Origin of the sequence: Salinigranum salinum (assembly GCF_009176545.1) — an archaeon.
GTDB lineage: Archaea > Halobacteriota > Halobacteria > Halobacteriales > Haloferacaceae > Salinigranum > Salinigranum salinum.
The window spans coordinates 699,652-720,564 of record NZ_VTOJ01000002.1 but is presented as its reverse complement, the minus strand read 5'-3'; the positions used below and the strand labels follow the sequence as shown (position 1 = coordinate 720,564).

General features: G+C 69.4%; 16 protein-coding genes. 7 read left to right on the top strand and 9 right to left on the bottom strand.

All coding sequences use genetic code 11. The annotated features are described in order from the left end of the window. Positions 1–38 precede the first annotated feature (38 nt). Both FZP69_RS15200 and FZP69_RS15195 read left to right on the top strand, forming a co-directional pair. Entirely contained in the window at positions 39–785 is a 747-nt protein-coding gene (locus tag FZP69_RS15200) for an SDR family NAD(P)-dependent oxidoreductase (RefSeq protein WP_192918600.1), read from the top strand. A 202-nt stretch (positions 786–987) separates the two neighbouring features. Then, positions 988–2,670 carry an ABC transporter ATP-binding protein gene (locus FZP69_RS15195; RefSeq protein WP_240137646.1) on the top strand — a complete coding sequence of 561 codons (1,683 nt, stop codon included), beginning with the start codon at positions 988–990 and terminating at the stop codon, positions 2,668–2,670. Between the two features lie 69 nt (positions 2,671–2,739). On the opposite strand, the gene FZP69_RS15190 is transcribed toward FZP69_RS15195, so the two are convergent. The 5 genes from FZP69_RS15190 to FZP69_RS15170 form a co-directional block, all read right to left on the bottom strand. Then, a complete protein-coding gene (locus tag FZP69_RS15190; RefSeq protein WP_152042236.1) occupies positions 2,740–3,555 on the bottom strand; it encodes an SDR family NAD(P)-dependent oxidoreductase in 816 nt (271 codons plus the stop codon). Positions 3,556–3,627: 72 nt separating this feature from the next. Then, positions 3,628–4,398 carry an ABC transporter ATP-binding protein gene (locus FZP69_RS15185; protein ID WP_152042235.1) on the bottom strand — a complete coding sequence of 257 codons (771 nt, stop codon included), beginning with the start codon at positions 4,396–4,398 and terminating at the stop codon, positions 3,628–3,630. Next, on the bottom strand, positions 4,395–5,459 hold the full coding sequence (locus tag FZP69_RS15180) for a branched-chain amino acid ABC transporter permease (RefSeq protein ID WP_152042234.1): 1,065 nt from the start codon (positions 5,457–5,459) through the stop codon (positions 4,395–4,397). The genes FZP69_RS15185 and FZP69_RS15180 overlap by 4 nt, the downstream gene beginning before the upstream one ends. Before the next feature lies 1 nt (position 5,460). Beyond that, the gene (locus FZP69_RS15175; protein WP_152042233.1) at positions 5,461–6,360 is read right to left on the bottom strand and encodes a branched-chain amino acid ABC transporter permease; all 900 of its coding nucleotides are present in this window, start codon (positions 6,358–6,360) and stop codon (positions 5,461–5,463) included. Positions 6,361–6,362: 2 nt separating this feature from the next. Beyond that, positions 6,363–7,802: an ABC transporter substrate-binding protein gene (locus FZP69_RS15170; protein WP_152043401.1), complete on the bottom strand. Its 1,440-nt coding sequence runs from the start codon at positions 7,800–7,802 to the stop codon at positions 6,363–6,365. A gap of 122 nt (positions 7,803–7,924) precedes the next feature. Here FZP69_RS15170 and FZP69_RS15165 point away from each other — a divergent pair, with 122 nt between their 5' ends. Together FZP69_RS15165 and FZP69_RS15160 are read left to right on the top strand one after the other, a co-directional pair. Further along, positions 7,925–8,629: an ABC transporter ATP-binding protein gene (locus tag FZP69_RS15165; protein WP_152042232.1), complete on the top strand. Its 705-nt coding sequence runs from the start codon at positions 7,925–7,927 to the stop codon at positions 8,627–8,629. A 146-nt stretch (positions 8,630–8,775) separates the two neighbouring features. After that, positions 8,776–9,138: a cupin domain-containing protein gene (locus FZP69_RS15160; RefSeq protein WP_152042231.1), complete on the top strand. Its 363-nt coding sequence runs from the start codon at positions 8,776–8,778 to the stop codon at positions 9,136–9,138. A gap of 69 nt (positions 9,139–9,207) precedes the next feature. On the opposite strand, the gene FZP69_RS15155 is transcribed toward FZP69_RS15160, so the two are convergent. The 3 genes from FZP69_RS15155 to FZP69_RS15145 form a co-directional block, all read right to left on the bottom strand. Next, positions 9,208–11,385 (bottom strand): hydantoinase B/oxoprolinase family protein, encoded by a 2,178-nt coding sequence (locus FZP69_RS15155; protein WP_204960035.1) that lies wholly within the window; start codon positions 11,383–11,385, stop codon positions 9,208–9,210. Then, positions 11,382–13,490 carry a hydantoinase/oxoprolinase family protein gene (locus FZP69_RS15150; RefSeq protein ID WP_152042230.1) on the bottom strand — a complete coding sequence of 703 codons (2,109 nt, stop codon included), beginning with the start codon at positions 13,488–13,490 and terminating at the stop codon, positions 11,382–11,384. The genes FZP69_RS15155 and FZP69_RS15150 overlap by 4 nt, the downstream gene beginning before the upstream one ends. A 261-nt stretch (positions 13,491–13,751) precedes the next feature. Next, positions 13,752–15,215, bottom strand: a complete 1,464-nt coding sequence (locus FZP69_RS15145; RefSeq protein WP_152042229.1) for an amidohydrolase family protein — start codon at positions 15,213–15,215, stop codon at positions 13,752–13,754. A 176-nt stretch (positions 15,216–15,391) separates the two neighbouring features. Between FZP69_RS15145 and FZP69_RS15140 the strand changes: the two genes are divergently transcribed. From FZP69_RS15140 to FZP69_RS15130, 3 genes are read left to right on the top strand one after another with little or no spacing between them, the layout of a single operon-like run. Continuing rightward, a complete protein-coding gene (locus FZP69_RS15140; protein WP_152042228.1) occupies positions 15,392–16,318 on the top strand; it encodes an FAD binding domain-containing protein in 927 nt (308 codons plus the stop codon). Positions 16,319–16,355: 37 nt separating this feature from the next. Then, positions 16,356–16,982, top strand: coding sequence for a (2Fe-2S)-binding protein (locus FZP69_RS15135; RefSeq protein ID WP_152042227.1), 627 nt, complete (start codon positions 16,356–16,358; stop codon positions 16,980–16,982). Continuing rightward, positions 16,979–19,552, top strand: a complete 2,574-nt coding sequence (locus FZP69_RS15130) for a xanthine dehydrogenase family protein molybdopterin-binding subunit (protein WP_152042226.1) — start codon at positions 16,979–16,981, stop codon at positions 19,550–19,552. The genes FZP69_RS15135 and FZP69_RS15130 overlap by 4 nt, the downstream gene beginning before the upstream one ends. 361 nt (positions 19,553–19,913) lie before the next feature. Here the strand turns inward: FZP69_RS15130 and FZP69_RS15125 are convergent, their stop codons facing one another. Continuing rightward, on the bottom strand, positions 19,914–20,885 hold the full coding sequence (locus FZP69_RS15125; protein ID WP_152042225.1) for a D-2-hydroxyacid dehydrogenase: 972 nt from the start codon (positions 20,883–20,885) through the stop codon (positions 19,914–19,916). Positions 20,886–20,913 lie beyond the last annotated feature (28 nt).

Below are 20,913 nucleotides of genomic sequence, written 5' to 3'. Positions count from 1 at the left end.
AAAGAACTAAGGAGAAACCGACCGTCGAGGGGGATATCTTGAGCTTTGACAACCAAACGGTCGTCGTCACCGGGGGTGGCCGCGGGATCGGTCGGCAGACGGCCGAACGGTTCGCGTCGCACGGCGCGAACGTGGTCGTCGCCGACGTCGACGCCGCCGCCGACGCCGCCGAGCGCCTCGACACCGACGCGATCGGCGTCGAGACCGACGTCACCGACACCGAGGCGGTCCGCCGGCTGGCAGAGACGGCCGTCGATCGGTTCGACACGATCGACGTGCTGGTGAACAACGCCGCGATCTACGCTCCGCTCGTCACCGGGCGCGACCGACGGTACGACGAGATCCCGGTCGACGAGTGGCGACAGGTACTCGACGTCAACACCACGGGTGTGTTCATCTGCTGTCGGGAGATCGTCCCGCGGATGGAGGCCGCCGGGACGGGCAGCGTGATCAACGTCGCGTCGGCCGTGATGTACGGCGGGGTGACCGGCTACCCCCACTACGTCGCCTCGAAAGGTGCGATCCCGCCGTTGACACGGGCTATCGCGACCGAAGCGGGCGAGAACGGCGTCCGGGTGAACGCGGTCGCCCCGGGGCTCGTCACGTCGGATGCCAGCGAACAGCTCGACCAGGAGTACCTCGACGCCATCGCGGACCGACAGTGTCTCCACCGGAACGGCACCCCCGAGGAGGTGATCGACACCATCGAGTTCCTCGCGAGCGACCGCGCCTCGTTCATCACCGGCAGCACCCTCCACCCCGACGGCGGGCTGACTTTCCGGTGAGTCCGTCGGCAGGCGGTGTCTCGGTCGGACCGGCGAGTGGCGTCTCGGTCGGACCGGCAGGCGAGGTCTCGGCGGGAGCCGGAGGATTCGACGGGGACCGATTCGACGAGACGTGACCGCGACGCGCCCGCGTTCCCGAACCGTCCAGCGTCGACCGGGATGGACCCAAATACTTTTTGACCCGCACGAGGATCCCGGTAGTATGTCACAAACGCCTCCACTCCTCGAGATGGAGGGGATACACAAGACGTTCCCCGGGGTCGTCGCCAACGACCACGTCGACTTCACGGTCGAGCGCGGAGAGATCCACGGCCTGCTCGGCGAGAACGGCGCGGGGAAGAGCACGCTGATGAAGATCCTCTACGGCCTCTACCAGCCCGACGAGGGCGTCGTCCGGATCGACGGCGAGCCTGTCGACGTCAGGAGCCCCGACGACGCCATCGAGGCCGGGATCGGGATGGTCCACCAGCACTTCAAGCTCGTCCCGACGCTCACGGTCGCGGAGAACGTCGTGCTGGGGCTCAGAGAGTCGTACCCGTCGCTGACCGACGACGAGTCCGAGTCGTCGGGCTTTCTCGACCGCGTCGCCTCGGAGGGGCCGCTCAACGCGCTCCTCCGACTGTTCTCCTACGACGCGTCCAGCGCGGTCGACCGGGTCGAGGAGACCGCCCGGCGGTTCGGCATCGACGTCAAACCCGCCCAGGCGGTGTGGCAACTCGAGGTCGGCGAGCAACAGCGGGTGGAGATCCTGAAGGCGCTGTACCGCGACGTCGACCTCCTCGTGCTCGACGAGCCGACGGCGGTGCTCACGCCCGACCAGATCGACCGGCTGTTCGAGACACTCGAGCGACTCGTCGAGGAGGGGCTCACGGTCGTCATCATCACCCACAAGCTCGACGAGGTGATGCGGATCACGGACCGGGTGACGGTGCTCAGAGACGGAAGCGTCGTCGACACGGTCGACACCGACACGGTCGACGAGTCGACGCTCGCGCGCATGATGGTCGGTCGGGAGGTACTGCTCGAGACGGCCAACGTCACGTCGGACGTCGGGGGGACCGACCCGGTGCTCGAGGCGCGGGATCTCGTGGCGGTCGACGACCGGGGCGTCGAGACGCTGTCGGGGCTCGATCTCACCGTCCGCGAGGGCGAGATCGTCGGCCTCGCCGGGGTGAGCGGCAACGGACAGCGCGACCTCGCCGAGTGTCTGGTCGGCGTCCGCACGCCCACGGACGGTTCGATCGACGTCGACGGCACGAGCCTCACGGACGCGCCCACCCGCGCGTTCATCGACGCGGGCGTCTCGTACGTCCCCGCCGACCGTCACGGTGAGGGCTGTGCGCCGGGTCTCGACCTCGTCGTCAACGGTATCATGAAGGACTACCGGACGTCCCAGTTCAGACGCGGGCCGGGTGGCCTCGGCATCGACTACGACCGCGCCCGGAGCTACACCGAGGGGATCGTCGACGAGTACGACGTCCGCGTCGCCGATGTCGACGTCGAGAGCGGCACGCTCTCGGGTGGGAACCTCCAGAAACTCATCCTCGGCCGGGAACTCACCCGGGAGCCGTCCGTCCTCGTGGCGAACCAGCCCAGCCGTGGGCTCGACGTCGGTTCGATCGAGTTCGTCCGCGAGGCGATCCTCGAACAGCGTGACCGGGGGACGGGCGTGCTCCTCATCTCCGAGGACCTCGGCGAGATCCTCGACCTCAGCGACCGGGTCGCGGTGATCTACGACGGCGAGATCATCCACACGACGCCGGTCGAGGAGGCGAGTCGCGAGGAGTTGGGTCTGTACATGACCGGCGGCCGCCGCGACGCCGGTGGCGAGGACCGAGAGGCCGCCGAAGAGACGGCGGACGCCCTGGCCGACGCGTCGGGCTGAGCGCTCCGGCCCGAACGCATACGGTGTTCGTTTTCCTGGCTCTCCGGACGCACACTGCCGAGACGCCCGTCAACGCCGCCAGTCGCGCTCGGTCGGTTCGGGATACGCCTCGAACGACTGTGTCAGTCCGCCCGTCGAGGCGTAGCCGCCGTCGACGACGACGGACTCGCCGGTGACGTACGCCGCGAGGTCGCTCGCGAGAAACACGGCGACGCCGGCGACGTCGTCGGGACGACCCACGCGCCCGCTCGGGACGTGTTCGACGAACCGGTCCGTCACCGCCCGGTCGACGGGTTCGGTCATCGGCGTCTCGATGGCGCCGGGGTGGATCGCGTTCACCCGGATCCCCTCCCGGCCGAGTCGGTGGGCGAGGGCGTAGGTGAGGAGCCGCACCGCCCCTTTCGACGCCGAGTAGGCGACCGACTTGCCGTTGCCGACGATCCCGTTGAGGCTGGAGACGTTGACGATCGAGCCGCCCTCGCCGGTCATCCGGACGGCCGCGCGCTGGGCGCAGAAGTACGGCGCCATCGCGTTCACGCGCATCACCGCCGCGTAGTCTTCGGGAGTCGCCGCGAAGAAGTCGTCGGCGCGCTCGAACACGCCGGCGTTGTTGACGAACACGTCGACTCCACCCAGCGCCTCGGCCGTGTCGAGCGCGTGCTCGACGTCGCCGAGGTCGGTGACGTCGCAGTCGACGAACCGCGCCCGCCGGTCGGTCTCGCGCTCGACCACCTCGTGGGTCGGATCGACACCGTCGGGGGCGGGGCGGCGGTCGGCGACGACGACGTCCGCGCCGTGGCGGGCGAACGCGAGGGCGGTGGCACGACCGATTCCACTGGCACCGCCGGTGACGACGGCGACACGCTCCGTGAGCAACGACGACATGGACGGAGTTCCCCCCGCTCCGTGATAAGTCACACCCCGACGTCCCCTCCGGGACGGCCGTCCTCGGTACGGTCAGTCGGGGGTCATCGATTCGCCGAGATACGCGTCGACGACGCGGTCGTCGGTCAAGACGGCGTCCGGCGTCCCCTCCGCGAGGAGTTTGCCGTCGTGGAGCACGATCAGCCGGTCGACGGCCTCGACGAGGTTCTCAAGCTCGTGTTCGACGATGAACAGCGTCATCCCCCGCTCGTTCAGTTCGACGATGCGCTCGACGATCTCGCGTTCGAGGGTCGGGTTGACCCCCGCGAAGGGTTCGTCGAGCAACAGCAGTTCCGGCTCGGTCATCAGCGCCCGGGCGAGCGCCAGGAGCTTCTGCTGGCCGCCGGAGAGGGTGCTGGCGTAGTCGTCGGCGACGTGGTCGATGTCGAGGAACGCCATGATCTCACGCGCGCGACGATCGACCTCGGCCTCGCGCTCCGTGAGCGACGCCGACCACGTCAGGGCGTGCCAGGGGCGTTCGCCCGGGTGATCTCCCGCGCCGAGCCTGACGTTCTCGGCGACGGTCATCGCCTCGAGCGCGCGGGGCTGCTGGAACGTCCGGACCATCCCCCGGTCGGCGATGGCGTACGGCTCCTCGCCGACGACGTCCTCGCCGTCGAACCGCACCTCCCCCTCGTCGGGTTCGAGGACGCCCGTGAGACAGTTGAAGAACGTGGTCTTGCCGGCGCCGTTCGGCCCGATGAGGCCGACGACCTCGCCGCGGTCGACGGCGACGTCGGGGGAGTCGAGCGCCTGGAGCCCGGCGAACGCCTTGCGGACGCCGCGCGTCTCGAGGAGCGTCATCCGAGCCCCTCCATCTCGTCCTCGTCGCCCCAGATCCCCGCCGGTCGGTACCGAATGACGACGATCAGGATCAGCCCGATGATGATCATGCGGACCGCGCCGAACTGCGCGTCGGCGACCAGGCCGGTGACGAACTCGTTGAGGAAGCGCGTCCCGAGCTCGATGCCGAGGATGAGCGCCATCCCCGCGAGCACCGCACGGTTGTTCCCCGCGCCGCCGAGCAGCATCCCGATCCAGATGATGACGGTCGTGTCGATGCTGAAGAACGCGGGGGCGACCGCGCCGAAGTAGATCGCCATCAGCGCGCCGGCCAGCCCGGCGAGGACCGAGCCGTAGACGAACACCTGGAGCTTGTACCGGAATGTGGGCTTGGCCAGCGACTGCGCGACGAGTTCGTCCGAGCGGATCGCCTTGAGCACCCGCCCGTACGGCGACTCGACCAGCCGAGTGATCCCGGCGTACACCACCAGCAAGAGACCGAGCAGGGCGACGAACGTCACGAGCAGCGCGGTGTCGGGGTTGCCGCTCTCGGCGTGGACCAGCCGCGGGAGGCCGTAGAGACCGACGGTGCCGCCGGTGATCTCGGAGAAGCTCTCGACGAGTTCGAGGCCGACCTCGAGCGCCGCCACCGTGACGACGGCGAGGAAGTCACCGCGGAGCCGGAGCGTCGTCGCGCCGATGATCGTGCCGAGCACCGCCGCGGCGACGAGCGCGGCGACGACCCCCGGGAGCCAGTGGAGGCCGAGACCGGTGCCAACGGCCTGCCCGCTCGCGGTCACGAACCCGAACGCGTAGCCGCCCACCAGGAAGAACACGAGGTGGCCGAAGTTGATCAGCCCCGTGTAGCCGTACTGGACGTTCAGCCCGAGCACGAGCAGGCCGTAGATGGCCCAGGTGATGGCCAGCTCCAAGAAGACGACGCTCGCGTTCGGCACCGTCACGACGAAGCTACTGAACAGGAAGCCGAGCGAGAGCAGTGCCAGCACGACGCCGGCGGCCGCGAGCGTCCCGGTCGTCCCGTCGACGCCCGCGAACCGGGACGGGAGCCAGTCGACGCTCATCTCAGAGCTCCTCCCGTTTCGCGGTCACGTCGGCACCGGTCAGCCCGCCCGGCTTGACCAGCAGGATGCCGATGAGCACGACGAACGCGATGGTCGTCCCCAGGTTGCTTCCCCACGCCGGGAGGAGCGCACCCGTCGACACGGAGATGACGATCCCGATGATGTACGCCCCGAGCACCGCGCCGTACGGACTGCCGGCCCCGCCGAGGATGGCCGCGGCGATGACGACGATGAGCTGTGAGATGCCCAGCCGCGGTGCCGCGTACAGCCGCATCGAGAGCAGGAACCCCGAGAGGCCGGCCAGCCCCGAGGAGATGAGCCAGACGTGGTTGCGGAGGTGTTCGGTCCGGATCCCCGTCACCCGTGCGAGGTCCTCGTCCGCCCCCATGGCCCGGAGGGCGATGCCAAGGTCGGTCCGCGTCAGCAACAGGTGCAGCCCCACGACGACCACGACGGCCGTGCCGACGATCAACAGCATCCGGTTCGTGACGACCAGCCCGCCGAGGACGTCGAACTGGTAGCGGCCAGTGATGGGGTCGTAGAACCGCGCCTCGGGACCGGCGATCAACTGGATACCGAACCGGAGGACGAATCCAACGGCGACAGACGTAAAGAGCAGTGCGATGGGACCCTTGTGGTGGATCGGGCGGTAGAAGCCGCGCGCGACCAGCCAGCCGACGACGGCCGCCGCCACGAGGACGAACACGTACGTCACCGGCAGCGAGAGGCCGAACACGGTCAGTCCCAGGACGCCCAGATACGAGCCGACGATCATGTACTCGGCGTGGGCGATGTGGAGCATCCCCACCAGTCCATACACGAGGGTGAACGCGACCGCGGAGACGGCGATGTACGATCCGATCTCCAGCCCGTACAGCACGTACTGGACGATGGACGCCATCGTCAGTAGTTCTCGCCGACGCGTTCGCGGAGCGTGGATTCGGCGAGCGTCTGACTCTGTTCGAAGCCCTCGGGCGTGATGTCGAAGACGGCGATCGGCGTGAAGACGTTGCCGTGCGTGGTGAAGTTACAGGTCGACCCCGCGCCCTGGTAGTTGATCTCCTCGCCGCTGTCGAGCGCCTCCTTCCCCTCGCCGAACGTGGTGACCTCGGTCCCTGGCGGCGTCGAGACCCGCCGGATGTTCCGCTGGATGGCCTTCCGTTGCGCCTCGATCGACCCGGTCTCGCCCGACGCGTGGAGCGCGAGCATGCTCACGTTGAGCGTGTCGTAGTACGTCGAGCAGAACAGCGGGAGCCACTCGACGTCGAACCGCTCCGTGAACTTCGACTCGAGCGCCTGCTGTCGCGGGTTCTCCGGCAGGGGGGTCTGCGTGACCAGCTCCTTGCCCTCCAGGAGCGACCCCATCTCGGAGATGAACTTCTCGTTGTACGCCCACTCCTGGAGGTAGCCGAGGGTGTCGGCGGCGTCCGACTGCGCCCACTGGCGCATGAACGCGATGCCGTCGGTGGTGTTGTAGGCGATCCAGAAGGCGTCGATCTCCTCCCAGGGCATCCGGTCGATGGCGGGCTGGAACGAGGCCTGGCCCTGTTCGAGCCCGATCCGCTCAACGACCTCCCCACCCATCTCCTCGTAGAGGTCGATGAGCGTGTCGGTCGCCTGTGAGTTCGTCGGGTCGGTGCCGCTGAAGAAGCCCATCTTCGTGTTGCCGTCCTCGATGGCCTTCGTCGCCGTCCCGATGACGGTGAGGTTGTCGCCGGCGACCGTCCGCCACACCCACTCGTCGTCGCCGAAGTCGTCCGGCGTCCCGCCGTCGCCGCCCTGTTCCCTGAGCGCCCCGGTGCCGGCGACGCCGGAGACGACCGACACCTCCTGGTCCTGGATCCAGTCGAAGTTGGTGGTGATCTCCCCGGAGCCGAGACCGTTGATCACGACCGCGCCGTCCGAGTTGAGCATCTGCGAGGTGACCTGCCGGGCCTTCTGTGGGTTGAGCGCCGTGTCCCGACGGACGACTTCGAGCTCCGCGCCGAGGGGGCCCCCGGCCTCCCTGATCTCCTGGGCGGCGATGTCGTGCGCCTTGTCGCCGGAGGCGTTGACCCAGCTGAACTGACCCGTCTCGTTGGTCGGGTTCCCGACTACGACCGTCTCCAGCCCACCGCCGTCGTCCGCAGAACCACCGGAGTCGTCCGAACTCCCGCCGCTCGATCCGCCGGAGTTCCCGCTCTCGCTCTCGTCGCTTCCGCCGCCGCTGTCGCTCTCGCCGCCGCTGGCTCCGTCTCCTTCCTGACTGACCGTACAGCCGGCGACGCCGGCCAGACCGGCCGCACCGAGTAGCTGTAGGAAACGCCGTCGCTCGTGACTCTCCGTTCGGGGCTTACGTGACATGCGATAGCAGAACTCCGATAAAATATGTTAAAACTTTGGGTATGTGCATCGGTTGTACTCGATCGTCCAGTCGTTCGGCGATACCAGTGAATTGATTACACCAGCGCGTCGCTTCGGGACTGATGACGCTACTCTCGGTATCGGATCTCGACGCTGGCTACGGGGACCATCAGGTGCTGACCGACGTCGATCTCCGGGTCGACCGTTCCGAGTACGTCGCCGTGATCGGTCCCAACGGCGCGGGCAAGAGCACGCTGCTGAAGGCGGTGTTCGGCCTCGCCGACCGCACCGACGGACGGATCGAGTTCGACGGCACCGACATCACGGACGCCGAGCCGCAGGAGATCATCCGGCTCGGCATGAACTACGTCCCCCAGGGCAACAACGTCTTCCCCCCGCTGACGGTCGAGGAGAACCTCCGGATGGGGGCGTACATCCTCGACGACGTCCCCGACGAGGCGTTCGAGGCGGTGTTCGAGCGGTTCCCCGAGCTCGCCGACCACCGCACGCGCAAGGCCGGGCGGCTCTCCGGCGGGCAACAGCAGATGCTCGCGCTCGGCCGGGCGCTGATGCTCGACCCCGACCTGCTCGTCCTCGACGAACCGTCCGCGGGTCTCGCGCCGAGCCTCGTCGACGACATGTTCGACAGCGTCGACGACGTCGCCGACGCGGGGACGTCGATCCTCATCGTCGAGCAGAACGCGACGGAGGCGCTCCGCCGCTGCGACCGCGGCTACGTGCTCGTCCAGGGGCAGAACCGGATCGAGGGCGCGGGCGCCGACCTGCTCGCCAGCCAGCAGGTCCGCGAGGAGTTCCTCGGCGGCTGAGTCCCCGGTCAGGCGTCTCCCGCCCTCGCCGGGTTCGGGCCGACCGTGTGACGCCAGGCGTCAGCTTCCAGCAGTTCTGGGCCTTCTCCCCCGACGAACGCACACCGAATCCGACCACTTATTGACCTTCCGTCCACACGCCCGCCATGGAGACCGTCAGACTCTCCGACCGTCCGGGCGCCGCCGTCGACGACGGCGTCACCCTGACCGAACTCGCGCTCGGTGACCGCTGTAACGTCCTGCACTTTCGGATCGACCCCGGCGTCGAGTTCCCCGAACACCGCCACGAACACGAACAGCTGGGGTACATCCTCTCCGGCGAGCTGACGTTCGTCCTCGCCGACGAGGAGGTGACGGTGGGGCCGAACGACTCGTACGCCATCGGCGCGAACGAGGCTCACGCCGCCGAGAACCGCGGCGACGTCCCTGTAAACGGTATCGACATCTTCAGCCCGCCGCGGACCAACCCCGACTGGGAGTCGTGGTACCGAGAACAGCGAGAGGGGTGAGCCCGCGACGGTCGGACGCCTGACGGAGCGCCGGCATGTACGTTCGTGCGCCCGTGGACCGCCCGCCGCTCAGTACAGCCGGCTCGTGAGGAACTCGTCGCCGACCCGGGCGACCTCCGTGTCGAGTAGCGTCGCGCAGTCGGGACAGGAGAACTCGCGGAGGCAGAACGCGTCGCTCCCGTTCGTGTGCGCGCCGGCGTGCGACAGCGGTCGTTCGACCACCGCCACGGAGTCCTTCCAGTTCTCACGGGCGTCGGCGAGGACGGTCCCGCAGGCGTCGCACGCGGCGTACCGATCCCCGTCGGCCACCACGACGGCGACGTTGGGCCCGAGTCGCGTGCCGGCCTCGGCAGGCGCGGTCTCGTCTGCCGGCACCGGCGGCATGTGTGCCGACGCCTCCGCGAGCCGTTCGGCGCGGATCGCCTCCCGCGTCTCCTCGACGGAGCCGTCGATCGTCCCCTCGGCGTCGACCGGGACGCCGTAGACGCGGGCGGCCGTCTCGGGAGTGACTTTCCCGCTCGCGACGTCGGCGGCGATCTTCTCGGGCGGGCGGTCGAGCGGGTCGCCGTAGCCGCCGCTCCCGGGGAACCGGAGGTAGAAGACGTCGTCGTCCTCGATGCGGTGGACGCCCCAGGCGGCGGGGTCGCCCTCGCCGGCCTCCTGGGGGTCGAACGTGCCCGAGACGTTGCCGACGTCGTGGAACAGCCGGTAGTCGGTCGTCGACCCGGGGTAGCCGCCGAACACCCCCGTCGAGTGCGGGACGGCGAGGCCGCGGCCGATGGTGACCACGTCGATCGACTCGACGTCCACGCCGGGGACGGGCGCGAGCGCGTACTCGTGGCCGACACCCCCGCGATACTCGCCCGCGCCGCCCGAGTCGGGGACGTAGCGGCGCTGGACGTACCGCAGCGGGACGGTGGCCTCGTGGCGCTCGGCGTTCCCCCACCGGGCGACGACGTTGACGACCTCCCCGCCGAGGTCGACGCCGTCGTCGAACGCACGCGCCCCGCCCGCCCCGGCGAACGTGTCGGTGAGCGTCTCGACGCTGCTGTCGTCGCCGCGGTCGACCTCCATCGAGACGTGGCAGTGCGCGCCGTGCCAGACGCCGGTGGCGCGGTCGGCGTGCGTCTCGCTCGCGCCAACGAGCTTCGAGACGGCCAGCGTCGAGAGGCTGTTACACATCTGGAGCGTCGCCACGGTGGCGATCGAGATGGGTGCGGGCCGCTCGGCGTTGACGATGCTCCCCCGGGGAGCCTCCACGTCGACCGCCTGGATGATACCGTCGTTCCACGTCATGTCGTAACAGAACAGGGGGAAGACGGGCGCGAGCACGCCACCGTACGTCGCGATGTACGTGCAGTTGAGGCCGTACTCGCTCTGTTCGTCGGTGCCGGCGAAGTCGAACGTCAGCGAGTCGCCCTCCTTCTCCAGCGCGAGCCGGACCTCGTAGTCGCGCTCCTCGGCGACCGAGTCGAGGTACTGTCGCGTCTCGAAGCGGCCGTCGGGCAACTCGCGCAGTCGGCTCCGGAACCGCTCGCCGGACTGCCGGATGAGTTCGCGCCCGACGCGCTCGACCGTCGCTGCGCCGTAGTCGTCGGCCAGCGACTGCAGGCGCTCGTTCGCGACGTTGTTGGCGGCGATCTGCGAGCGCAGGTCGAGTTCGATCATCCCCGGGTCGCGGCTCATGTTCTTGATCGTCGCCAGCACGTCCTCGCGCATCTCTCCGCCGTCGATGAGTTTCAATCCGGGCGTCTGGAAGCCCTCGTGGAACACCGAGGTGGAGTTGGGGGCGAACCCGCCGGGGTCGACCGCGCCGATGTCCGCGACGTGGACGAAGCTCGCGGAGAACGCCTGCAACTCCCCCTCGTAGAAGATGGGGCTGATGATGTAGACGTCGGGCGGGTGGAGCGCCGCGGTGTAGGGGTCGTTCAGCATGAACATGTCCCCGGGGCCGATGTCGCCCGCGAACGTCTCGATGACGTGTTTGGTCGCCTCCGACGCGCCGAGGTAGTGGTGGAGGAAGCCGACCCCTCCGGTGAGGAGGTCGCCGTCGGGCGTGTACAGCGCGACCATCAGGTCGTGGCCCTCGTTCGTGTTGGGCGCGCCGGAGACCCGTTTGAGCGCCTCGACCGCCTCGTCGGTCACCTGCTCGAGGCGGTGTTTGATGATCTGGAACGTCACCGGGTCGATGCCGTCGAGCGAGAGGCCGGCGTCCGCGGACCCGGCCTCACCCGTCGGAGTGGTCACGGCTCACCTCCGACGTCGACGGCGATGTGGACGTTCCGGTAGCGGTCGACGCGCGCCTCGTCGCCCGGGTTGACGACGATGGTCGTCACGGGCGTCAGGATGACGCACGGGCCGGCGACGCTCGCCCCGGGGTCGAGCGCCTCGAAGTCGTAGATGGGCGCCTCGGTCAGGCCGTCGGGCGCGAAGTGCATCTGTTTCGTCCCGATGCGGGCGCGCTCGGCGTCGGGTGCGGCCGTGTCGTGTTCGTGTAGTTCCGGCGTCGAGAGCGGGCCGACGGCGCGGACGCGGAACTCCGTGATCTCGATCCCGCCGTCGACGAACGCCGACCCCTCGCCGTACCGTTTCTCGTACAGTTCCTCGAACCGGTCGACCGTCGCCGCGAGCGCCCCCTCGTCGAGCGACTCGCGTCCCTCGACGGGCGTGAGCACCTCGTGGACCTGCCGCTCGTACCGCATGCTGATCGAGCGTTCCAGCGTCGCCTCGTCGAGGTCGAACCCTTCGTCCGTGAGCTTCTCGCGGGCCGTCGACTCGAGCGAGTCGAAGACGTCGTTGATCGTCCCGAGGTCGAACGGCTCCGACAGCTGCGTGACGTCGGTGTACTCGTGGACGACGTCGGTCGACAGGAGACCGAGCGCGCTGTTGACCGACGCCGTGTACGGGACGAGCACCTCGGGGATGTCGAGCTCGCGCGCGTAAGACGCGGCGTGCATTCCCGCCGCGCCGCCGATGGCACTCAGCGTGAACCGGCGAGGATCGATCCCCTTCTCGACCGTGGTCTCGTGGATCAGGTCGGCGATCATCGAGTTGGTCAGCCGGTAGATGTCCGCCGCCGCCTCGGTGACGTCCTTGCCCAGCGGCTCGGCGATCTGTTCCTCGAAGGCGTCGTAGGCGGCGTCGGGGTCCATCTCCTCGGACCCGCCGAGGAAGAACTCCGGCGCGAAGTAGCCCTGGACCAGGTCGACGTCCGTCACGGTCACCTGCTCGCCGCCGTTGCCGTAGCAGACGGGTCCCGGGTCCGACCCCGCGCTCTCGGGACCCACCGACGGGATGCCCGTCTCGGGGTCGACCGAGACGACACTCCCGCCGGCGACGGCGATCGAGTGGACGTCGCGCTTGGGGAACTGGTAGTGGTGGCGGCCGACCATCGGTTCGTCGGCGTACTCCAGCCGGCCGTCGTGGATGACGCCGACCTTGAACGTGGTGCCGCCCATGTCGGTCGAGATGACGTTCGACTCGTCGCGGTGTTCGGCGACGAACCGGCTCCCGAGGAGGCCGCCGACCGGCCCGGACTCGATGAGGCCGACCGGGCGCTCGATCGCATCCGACCCCGAGACCAGCCCGCCGTGGGCGAACATCAGCAGCATGCTCCCGCCGAACCCCAGCTCCGCCAGCGTCGACTCGAGGCTCGTGAGGTACTCCTCGGTCGACGGGCCGAGGTAGGAGTTCAGCACCGCCGTCGCCGTCCGCTCGTACTCGCCCATCGTCGGCGACACCGCGTACGACGTCGAGACGTACAGGTCCGGGTAGCGCTCCTCGAGGAGTTCCGCGACGCGCTGTTCGTGGTCGGGCGTGGTGAACGACCAGAGGAAACAGCACGCGAGCGCCTCCGCGCCGTCGTCGACGAGGGCGTCGACCGCCTCGACGACCTCGCTGTCGTCGAGCGGTTCGACGATCCGATCGCGGTAGGCGCGCTCGTCGATCCCGGCGATGCGCGACATCGGAATGAGGGGCTCGGGCTTGTCCGAGTTGATGACGTCCTTCACCTGGTCGAACGGCAGCCCCGACCAGCGGCCGTAGCCGCCGCGGGTGGCGTGGAGCGTCTCCTCGAAGCCCGCGGTCGTGAGCAGGGCGGTCTCGGCTCCCTCGCGCTCGAACAGGGCGTTCTCGCCCACGCTCGTCGCGTGGAGGAACAGCGACGTCTCGGCGACGAGCTCCTCGAGATCGATGTCGAGCTCCTCGGCAGCGTCGGCCAGCGAGTTGAAGATGCCCTCGGCGAAGTTCGGGTACGTCGTCAGCGCCTTCCCGATGACCAGCCGTCCCTCGTCGTCCATCACGGCCGAGTCGGTGCAGGTGCCGCCGATGTCGGTGCCGATTCGGTACGTCACGTCTCGCCTCCCCCGTGAGGGTCGATCGGAGCGTCGATATCGGCGTCGAAGAGCCGTCGGGCCACGGACGCGCCGGCGCGCGTGGTGTGCGGCCGCTGTCGAACTGGTGCTACCATTGGTGGATCGTGGATACCAGACGATGTGAACACCGCCACGATAAACCTTGCCACCGCATCGAGCGGACGGACGTCGGCTGGGCCGGTGTCCGACCGTACGAGCGCCCGACCGTGTACAGCGTCCCCGTGCCCGTCGGTCAGTCGGTCAGTCGGGGGTGACCCCGGACTGCTCGCGGACGCCACGCGCGGCGGCCGTCGCCCGCTCGCTGACGTCGGTGGTGTCGAGCGTCGTGACCTCGCGGTCCGCGACGACGACCTCGCCGTCGACGAGGACCGTGTCGACCTCGAACCCCTGCGCCTGGTAGACGATCGCCGACACCACGTCGGGACACGGCGTCAGGTGCGGGTGGTCGAGATCCAGCAGCACGACGTCGGCGCAGGTGCCCGGTTCGAGCGTTCCGAGGTCCGGTCGGCCGATCGCCCGACCGGCGTCGCGGGTCACCATGTCGAGGGCGGTCTGGGCGGAGATCAGCCCCGGATCGCGGTGGACGCCGTCGTGGACGGTCGCGACGAACCGGAGGTCGCCGATGGGGTTGACGGTGTCCGAGAGGGTGGCGTTGTCCGTCCCCAGACAGACGGTGACGCCGCAGTCGAGGAGGGTCGGCAGGGGGGCGACGCCGGTGCCGAGCCGGAGGTTCGTCAGCAGGTTGTGCGAGACGCGGGTGTCCGTCTCGGCCAGGATGCGGGCGTCGCGGTCGCTGATCTGGACGCAGTGGGCGAGGAGGGCGTGCTCGCCCAGACAGCCGATGTTGCGGAGGTACTCGACGCCGGAGACGGGACCCTGTTCCTGCACCTCGGCCTCGGCGACGTGGATGGTCGACATCACGTCGTGTTCCTCCGCGAGGCGGTACGCGGCCTGGAGCCCCTCCGTCGACATCGCCTCGAGGACGACCGGGGCGATCCACACCGACTGCCGGCCGCCGGCGCTCCCGTGGAACTCCTCGATCAGGGACTCGACCGTCTCGATGCCGGTCGTGGTGTCGACGACCGTCTCGTCGGGGTCGACGTGGGCGACCCCCGGGTCGCGCGCCTGGATCGTCTCCAGGAGCGACCGGAAGTAGTCGTCGGCCGTCTCGTCCAGCATCCCGCGCGCGTAGACGTTCCTGACGCCGGCGCGGTCGTACACCGCGAGCTTCGACTCGGTGATCCCGCGGCCGGTCGCCCCCCAGGGGAGTTCGGCGTCGTTCTCGACGAACGTCGTCACGCCGGCTTGGAGCGCCTCCGCACAGTACAGCTCCGCGGCGACGACGTGGTCGTCGGTGTCCATCGCCGCGACGCCCGGCCGCTTGACGTTGTACAGCCAGTCGTAGAGGCCGCGATCCTCGGTGAAGCCACCCCGGAGCAGGAGATCCGAGACGTGGACGTGGCCGTCGACGAGGCCGGGGAGGACGGCGTGGCCGCTCGCGTCGATCTCCGTCTCGGCGTCGTAGCGCTCGGTCACCGAGTCCGACGGACCGACGGCGACGATCTCGCCGTCGTGGACGGCGATCGCCCCGTCGTCGAACACCTCGCGAGCCGCGTTCTGCGTGACGACGCGCCCGCCGGCGACGAGCGTGTCGACCGTCGCGTCGCCCGTCGGGGCGGTCGCTGTCTCCGTACTGTCTGTCATGTGCCGACGTCGTCCACCGCACGCATAAGCGTTCCTCCGGCGGCGGACGTTCGCCCCGCCCGTCGTCCGAAGGGGTGTGCGAACGCACAGTTTTCCCCGTGGCTTTGGTGCGTTCATCGGCTTCGATCCGGGGTGCTGGGAAATGTATAAGACCGTGCCGACAACACCGTGAGAGTGTGGCAGACATCACGTACGTGCGACCGCAGTCCGTCGAGGAGGCGTGTGCGCTGCTCGCGCGCCACGGCGACGAGGCAGCCGTGCTCGCGGGCGGGCAGAGCCTCCTCCCCATGCTCCGTTCGGGCGAGGCGACCCCGGCGTGTCTCGTCGACATCAACGAGTTGCCCGGCCGGTCGACCGTCGGGCGCGACGGCGACGACCTCGTCGTCCCCTGTCTGGTCCGGTACGTCGACGTGCTCGAGTCGGACCTCGTCGCGACGGCGTGCCCGCTCCTGGCGAACGCGGTCGCGCACATCGGCGACGTACAGGTCCGGAACCGCGGGACGTTCTGTGGCGGCGTCGCGGCGGTGACGCCCCGGGGCGACCCGACCGCCGTGGCCGGCGCGCTCGACGCGACCGTCGTCACGGCGTCGGTCGACGGTGAGCGGACACACGCCGTCGAGTCGATCGTCGCGGGCGCACACGAGACGACGCTCGACCCGGGCGAGCTCGTCACTGAGATCCGGGTCCCCGTCTGCGGCCCCGGCCGGGGCGGGGGGTACGCCAACTACGAGCCGGCCGGCGTCTCGTTCCCCGTCGGGAGCGTCGCCGCACGGTTCGATCTCGCCGCCGGCGACCGAGGGGACGACGACAGCGACGCAGAGGGCGGTCGCGACGCGACGCACATCGAGCGTGCGCGGGTGTTCACCGGCGCGTTCGAGCACCGACCGCGGCGGATGGCAGAGACGGAGGCCGCGCTCGCGGGAGAGCCCGCGACCGAGACGACACTCGCCGCGGCCGCCGACCAGCTCGCCGAAGAACTCGACCCCGTCGCGGACGCCGAGGGCGACGCCCCGTTCAAACGCGACCTCTCGGTGACGCTTGCGGAACGCGCGTTCGCCGACGCCGTCGACGACGCCCGGACCGACGTGGAGGTGCCGGCATGACCGACGACGGAACGGCGACCACGGGAGGCGGCGACCGATGACCGATTCGGTGCCGACCCCGCAGGCGACCGTGACGGTTGAGGCGACCGTCAACGGCGACGACCGGTCGGCGACCGTGCCCGCCGACACGCTGCTGTCGGCGTTCCTGCGCGAGTCGCTCTCGCTGACGGGCACCCACCGCGGCTGCGAGAGCGGCAAGTGCGGGGCCTGTACCGTCCTGCTGGACGGCGAGCCCGTGAAGTCGTGTAACCTGCTCGCCGCACAGGTCACAGAGCGGTCGGTGACGACCGTCGAGGGCCTCACCGACGGGACCGACCTCCACCCGGTGCAGTCGGCGTTCTGGGACACCCACGGCCTCCAGTGTGGCTACTGCACGCCCGGTTTCCTCACCTCGACCGTCGCGCTGCTCCGCGAGGAGCCGGATCCGGACGTCGAGACGATCCGCGAGTGGTTCGCGGGGAACGTCTGTCGGTGTACGGGGTACACGAAGATCGTCGAGAGCGTCCAGGTCGCCGCGGAACGACTCCGGGAGGGAGACGGCGAGCCGGCGACCGACGGCGGCGTCGACCCCGACAGCGGATCATGGGCCGGGGCCGGCAATACCGACGTCGGTGTGTTCGACGCGACCTACCCCGTCGCGGACGAGGAGGGTGACGGCGAATGAGCCAGCCCGAGCCCCCGGTGCGTGAGACCGACGACGAGGCCGACTCGGTCGCGGGCGCGGACGGGACCGAGACGACCGACGCGTCGGTGACGCCCGACGAGGCGAGCGGGAGCGTCGGCCAGCGAGTGAACGGGCTCGACGGCTCCCGGTTCGTGGCCGGTCACGGCCGGTACGTCGACGACATCCAGCGGCCGAACACCCTCCACGCGGCGTTCGTCCGCAGTCCACACGCCCACGCCGAGATCGTCGACGTCGACACCACGGCCGCAGAAGCCCACCCGGAGGTCGTCCGCGTCTGGACCGCGGCGGACGTCGAGCCACACCTCGACGGACGGTACGGCTACATGCTCGACGACGAGGAGCCGCTCGCCTCCGATCGCGCGATCTACCAGGGCCAGGAGGTCGTGGTCGTCTGCGCCGAGTCCAAGCGCGCCGCCCGCGAGGGGGTCGATCTCGTGGAGGTGACGTACGACCCCCTCGACGCCGTGACGACGATCGACGACGCCCTCGCCGACGACGCACCGGACCTCCACCCCGAACGCGAGGGGCCGACGAACGTCCCGTGGGAGGGGCAGGCGTTCGCCGGCGACGTCGACGAGGCGATGGCCGACGCCGACGTGGTCGTCGAGGGGACCTTCGAGACGAACAAGACGACGCCTGCACCCCTGGAGCCACACGGCTGTATCGCGGAGTATACCCCCGGTGCGGGGACGCTCACGCTCTGGACGTCGACGCAGATGCCCCACTTGCTCGCGGTCGAACTCTCGCAGGTCTTTTCAGATCTGGACCGCCGCGACATCACGGTCAAACTCCCCGACGTGGGCGGCGGGTTCGGCATCAAGCTCGAGGTGTACCCGTTCGAGATCACGTCGGCGCTGCTGTCGATGGACACCCACCGCCCGGTCAAACACGTCCTCGACCGGCGCGAGGAGATGGTCGCGGGGCGTGGCCGGGCGAACGAGCGGCTCGAGGGCAGACTCGGCGTCACCGCGGACGGCGAGATGGTCGCGCTCGACGTCGACCTGACGCAGAACACCGGCGCGTTCGCCGCCTACGGCGTCGCCGTGGGCTACTCGTCGATGGTCTGTGGCTCCGGCCCGTACGAGATCGAGAATCAGCGGTGGGACGGCCGGCTCGTCTACACGAACGTGATGCCCTCGACCGCCGTGCGCGGGTTCGGCGACCCGCAGGCGACGTACATGCGCGAGCAACTGGTCGAGATGGCCGCGGCGGAACTGGGGATGGACGCGGTGGAACTCCGGCTGCGGAACGTCCCCACACGGGCGGAGATGCCGATGCGGACGTCGATGGGGCTCGTCTGGCGCAACGCTGACATGCCGGAGTGTCTCAGAACCGTCCGCGAGGAGATCGGCTGGGACCGCATTCGCGGAGGAATCCGGACCGACGACGGCAAGCTCCGGGGCGTCGGCGTCGGGACCATCATGAAACGCGGCGGGAACAAGACCGCCTCGGGCGGCGACTTCGACGAGTGCATCGTGAAGATGAACCGCGACGGCGACGTGACCGTCCTCACGGCCATCGCGAGCATCGGCCAGGGGACGGAGACGGGGATCGCCCAGCTCGTCGCCGACACGCTGGGGCTCCCGGTCGACCGCGTGAGCGTCATTCGCGGCGACACGGACACGACGCCGGAGGGACTGGGCGTGTGGGCCGATCGCGGCACGATCATCGCCGGTTCCGCGGCGGCGCGTGCGGCCGACGACCTCCGGGAGACGCTCGGAGCGGTCGCCGCCCACCTGCTCGACGTCGCGCCGGACGACGTCTCGTTCGTCGACGGCCGAGTGGTCTGTGACGCCGCCCTCGTCGACGAGACGGTCGCCGACGTCGGTGCCGGCGGTGGGTTCGGCGACCAGGGCGACTCTGCCGTCGAGATCACCGACGGGACGGTGTCGATGACGCTCGACACGCTGGCCGGCATCGCGATGCGCGGCAACCCCGAGACGCTCGGCCCCGAAGCCGAGCGCCCGGCGTCCCTCCAGGGGGGCGTCTCGCTCGTCGGCAAGGGCAAGTATCAGAGCCAGGAGGTGGAGTTCGTCGACCCCGAGACCGGGCGCGGGAACGTCGCCCACAGCTACACGTTCGGCGCGCTCGGCGTCGTGATCGACGTCGACCCGACGACGGGCCACCTCTCGGTCGTCGACGTCGCCATCTGCGAGGACGTCGGCAACGTCATCAACCCGAAGCTCGTCGAGGGTCAGATCCAGGGCGCGATCGTCCAGGGACTCGGCGAATCGCTGCTCGAGGGGTACAGTTACGACGACGCCGGCCGACTCCGGAACGACTCGCTCATCGACTACCACCCGCCGACGATGGGCGACGTCCCCCTCGTGACGAAGATGACGGAGCTGGAGAACCCCGACCCCACGACCTCGCACGGCCAGAAAGGCGTCGGGGAGTGCCCGCTCGTCCCCGTCATGGGCGCGGTCGGCAACGCGCTCGCCGACGCGACGGGCGAGCGCTTCTTCGACCTCCCCTTCCGGGCGGCGACTGTGCTCCCCCGGCTCTCCGAGATCGGACTCCGCGAGCGGACGTTCGAGTCGGTGGAGTGATGGTCGATGTAGTTCAACCACATCTGTATATTTACGCTCGGATTCGGACACACTATCCGGTTCTGACGACCGGACCGTGTTCGAGTCGACGATGTCGGCTCGACGATAGTTCCGTCGCTTCTGGAGCTATACGCCGATACTTCGAAACGAACAGTCTCTCACACGGTTGGATCTCACGCTTCGTTCAGCCGATCAAATCTCCGTCAAAAACACGGCATTGGCGCCTGAGACCAGGAATTCGACCGAATAGTCAGCCGTCGCACGGTCAGCGCGTGCAGTCCCATCACGGTCCGGACACATCGCACCAGCTACACAGTAATACTTGTATTCAGATTGCCTGGGGCTGGGCGGATCGTTCCGATCACACGGAGCCGGGGTCGACTACGAGGTTCTCGAGTCGCTCACCCGTCTCGAGCCGTTCGACGTTCCGCGCGACGATCTCGGCGAGTCGCTCCCAGTGTTTCGGCGTGTGTCCGCCCGTGTGTGGCGTGACGAGACAGTTCTCGAGTCCCCAGAGTGGGTGACCTCCTGGAAGTGGTTCGGGGTCGGTCACGTCGAGCGCCGCGCCCCGGATGGCGTTCGACTGTAGCGCCGTCACCAGCGCGTCCGTGTCGACCACGCCGCCGCGGGCGACGTTGACGAGGACGCTCTCGGGCGGCATCGTCGTGAACTCGGCCTCTCCGATCAGCCCACGGGTGGTCTCAGTGAGCGGGCAGGCGAGCACGACGTACGCGCTGCGCGCGAGCGCGTCGTGAATCGCCTCGTCGTCGAATCCGACGACCTCGTCGGTCGGACCGCCCTTCTCGGGCGTGTACCGGACCCCGATCGTGTGTACCTCCATGCCCGCCAGCCGCTGGACGAACGCCTGGCCGATGGAGCCGAGTCCGACGACGGTGACGGTGCTGGCGGTGAGCTCCCCCGACTGGAAGTGTCGCCACTCCCCCCGTTCCTTGCGTCGCCACCCTTCGTGGAGGTTTCGGGCGAACACCAGCGCGTTCCCGAGCGCCTGCTCCGCGATGCCCGGCGCGTGGATCCCGCCGGCGTTGGTGAGCGCCACGCCTCGTGCTTCGAGTGCCTCGGTCGGCACGTGGTCGACGCCCGCGAACGTGCAGGCGAACAGCTCGAGCCGCTCCGCACGGTCGAGCAGTGTCTCGTCGATCGTCCGCCCGGTGACGACGCGTGCCCGCCGGACGAGGTCGCGTTCCTGTGTCGGCGTCCGCGCGCGAGCGACGGTTCGCTCGGGAAGGCGCTCGCGGAGCGCGTCGGCGTACGGTTCGGTGGAGAGTCCTTCGGTCCCCTCGCGGAGGACGAGGACGTCGGGTGTCTGGGGCATGGTGTCGGGTCTCGTGTGAACGGGCCGG

Bases quoted from the DNA above. Each gene is read 5' to 3' on its own strand.
- FZP69_RS15195 (WP_240137646.1), top strand. From the start codon at position 988: ATGTCACAAACGCCTCCACTCCTCGAGATGGAGGGGATACACAAGACG.
- FZP69_RS15190 (WP_152042236.1), bottom strand. From the start codon at position 3,555: ATGTCGTCGTTGCTCACGGAGCGTGTCGCCGTCGTCACCGGCGGTGCC.
- FZP69_RS15185 (WP_152042235.1), bottom strand. From the start codon at position 4,398: ATGACGCTCCTCGAGACGCGCGGCGTCCGCAAGGCGTTCGCCGGGCTC.
- FZP69_RS15180 (WP_152042234.1), bottom strand. From the start codon at position 5,459: ATGAGCGTCGACTGGCTCCCGTCCCGGTTCGCGGGCGTCGACGGGACG.
- FZP69_RS15175 (WP_152042233.1), bottom strand. From the start codon at position 6,360: ATGGCGTCCATCGTCCAGTACGTGCTGTACGGGCTGGAGATCGGATCG.
- FZP69_RS15170 (WP_152043401.1), bottom strand. From the start codon at position 7,802: ATGTCACGTAAGCCCCGAACGGAGAGTCACGAGCGACGGCGTTTCCTA.
- FZP69_RS15165 (WP_152042232.1), top strand. From the start codon at position 7,925: ATGACGCTACTCTCGGTATCGGATCTCGACGCTGGCTACGGGGACCAT.
- FZP69_RS15160 (WP_152042231.1), top strand. From the start codon at position 8,776: ATGGAGACCGTCAGACTCTCCGACCGTCCGGGCGCCGCCGTCGACGAC.
- FZP69_RS15145 (WP_152042229.1), bottom strand. From the start codon at position 15,215: ATGACAGACAGTACGGAGACAGCGACCGCCCCGACGGGCGACGCGACG.
- FZP69_RS15135 (WP_152042227.1), top strand. From the start codon at position 16,356: ATGACCGATTCGGTGCCGACCCCGCAGGCGACCGTGACGGTTGAGGCG.
- FZP69_RS15130 (WP_152042226.1), top strand. From the start codon at position 16,979: ATGAGCCAGCCCGAGCCCCCGGTGCGTGAGACCGACGACGAGGCCGAC.
- FZP69_RS15125 (WP_152042225.1), bottom strand. From the start codon at position 20,885: ATGCCCCAGACACCCGACGTCCTCGTCCTCCGCGAGGGGACCGAAGGA.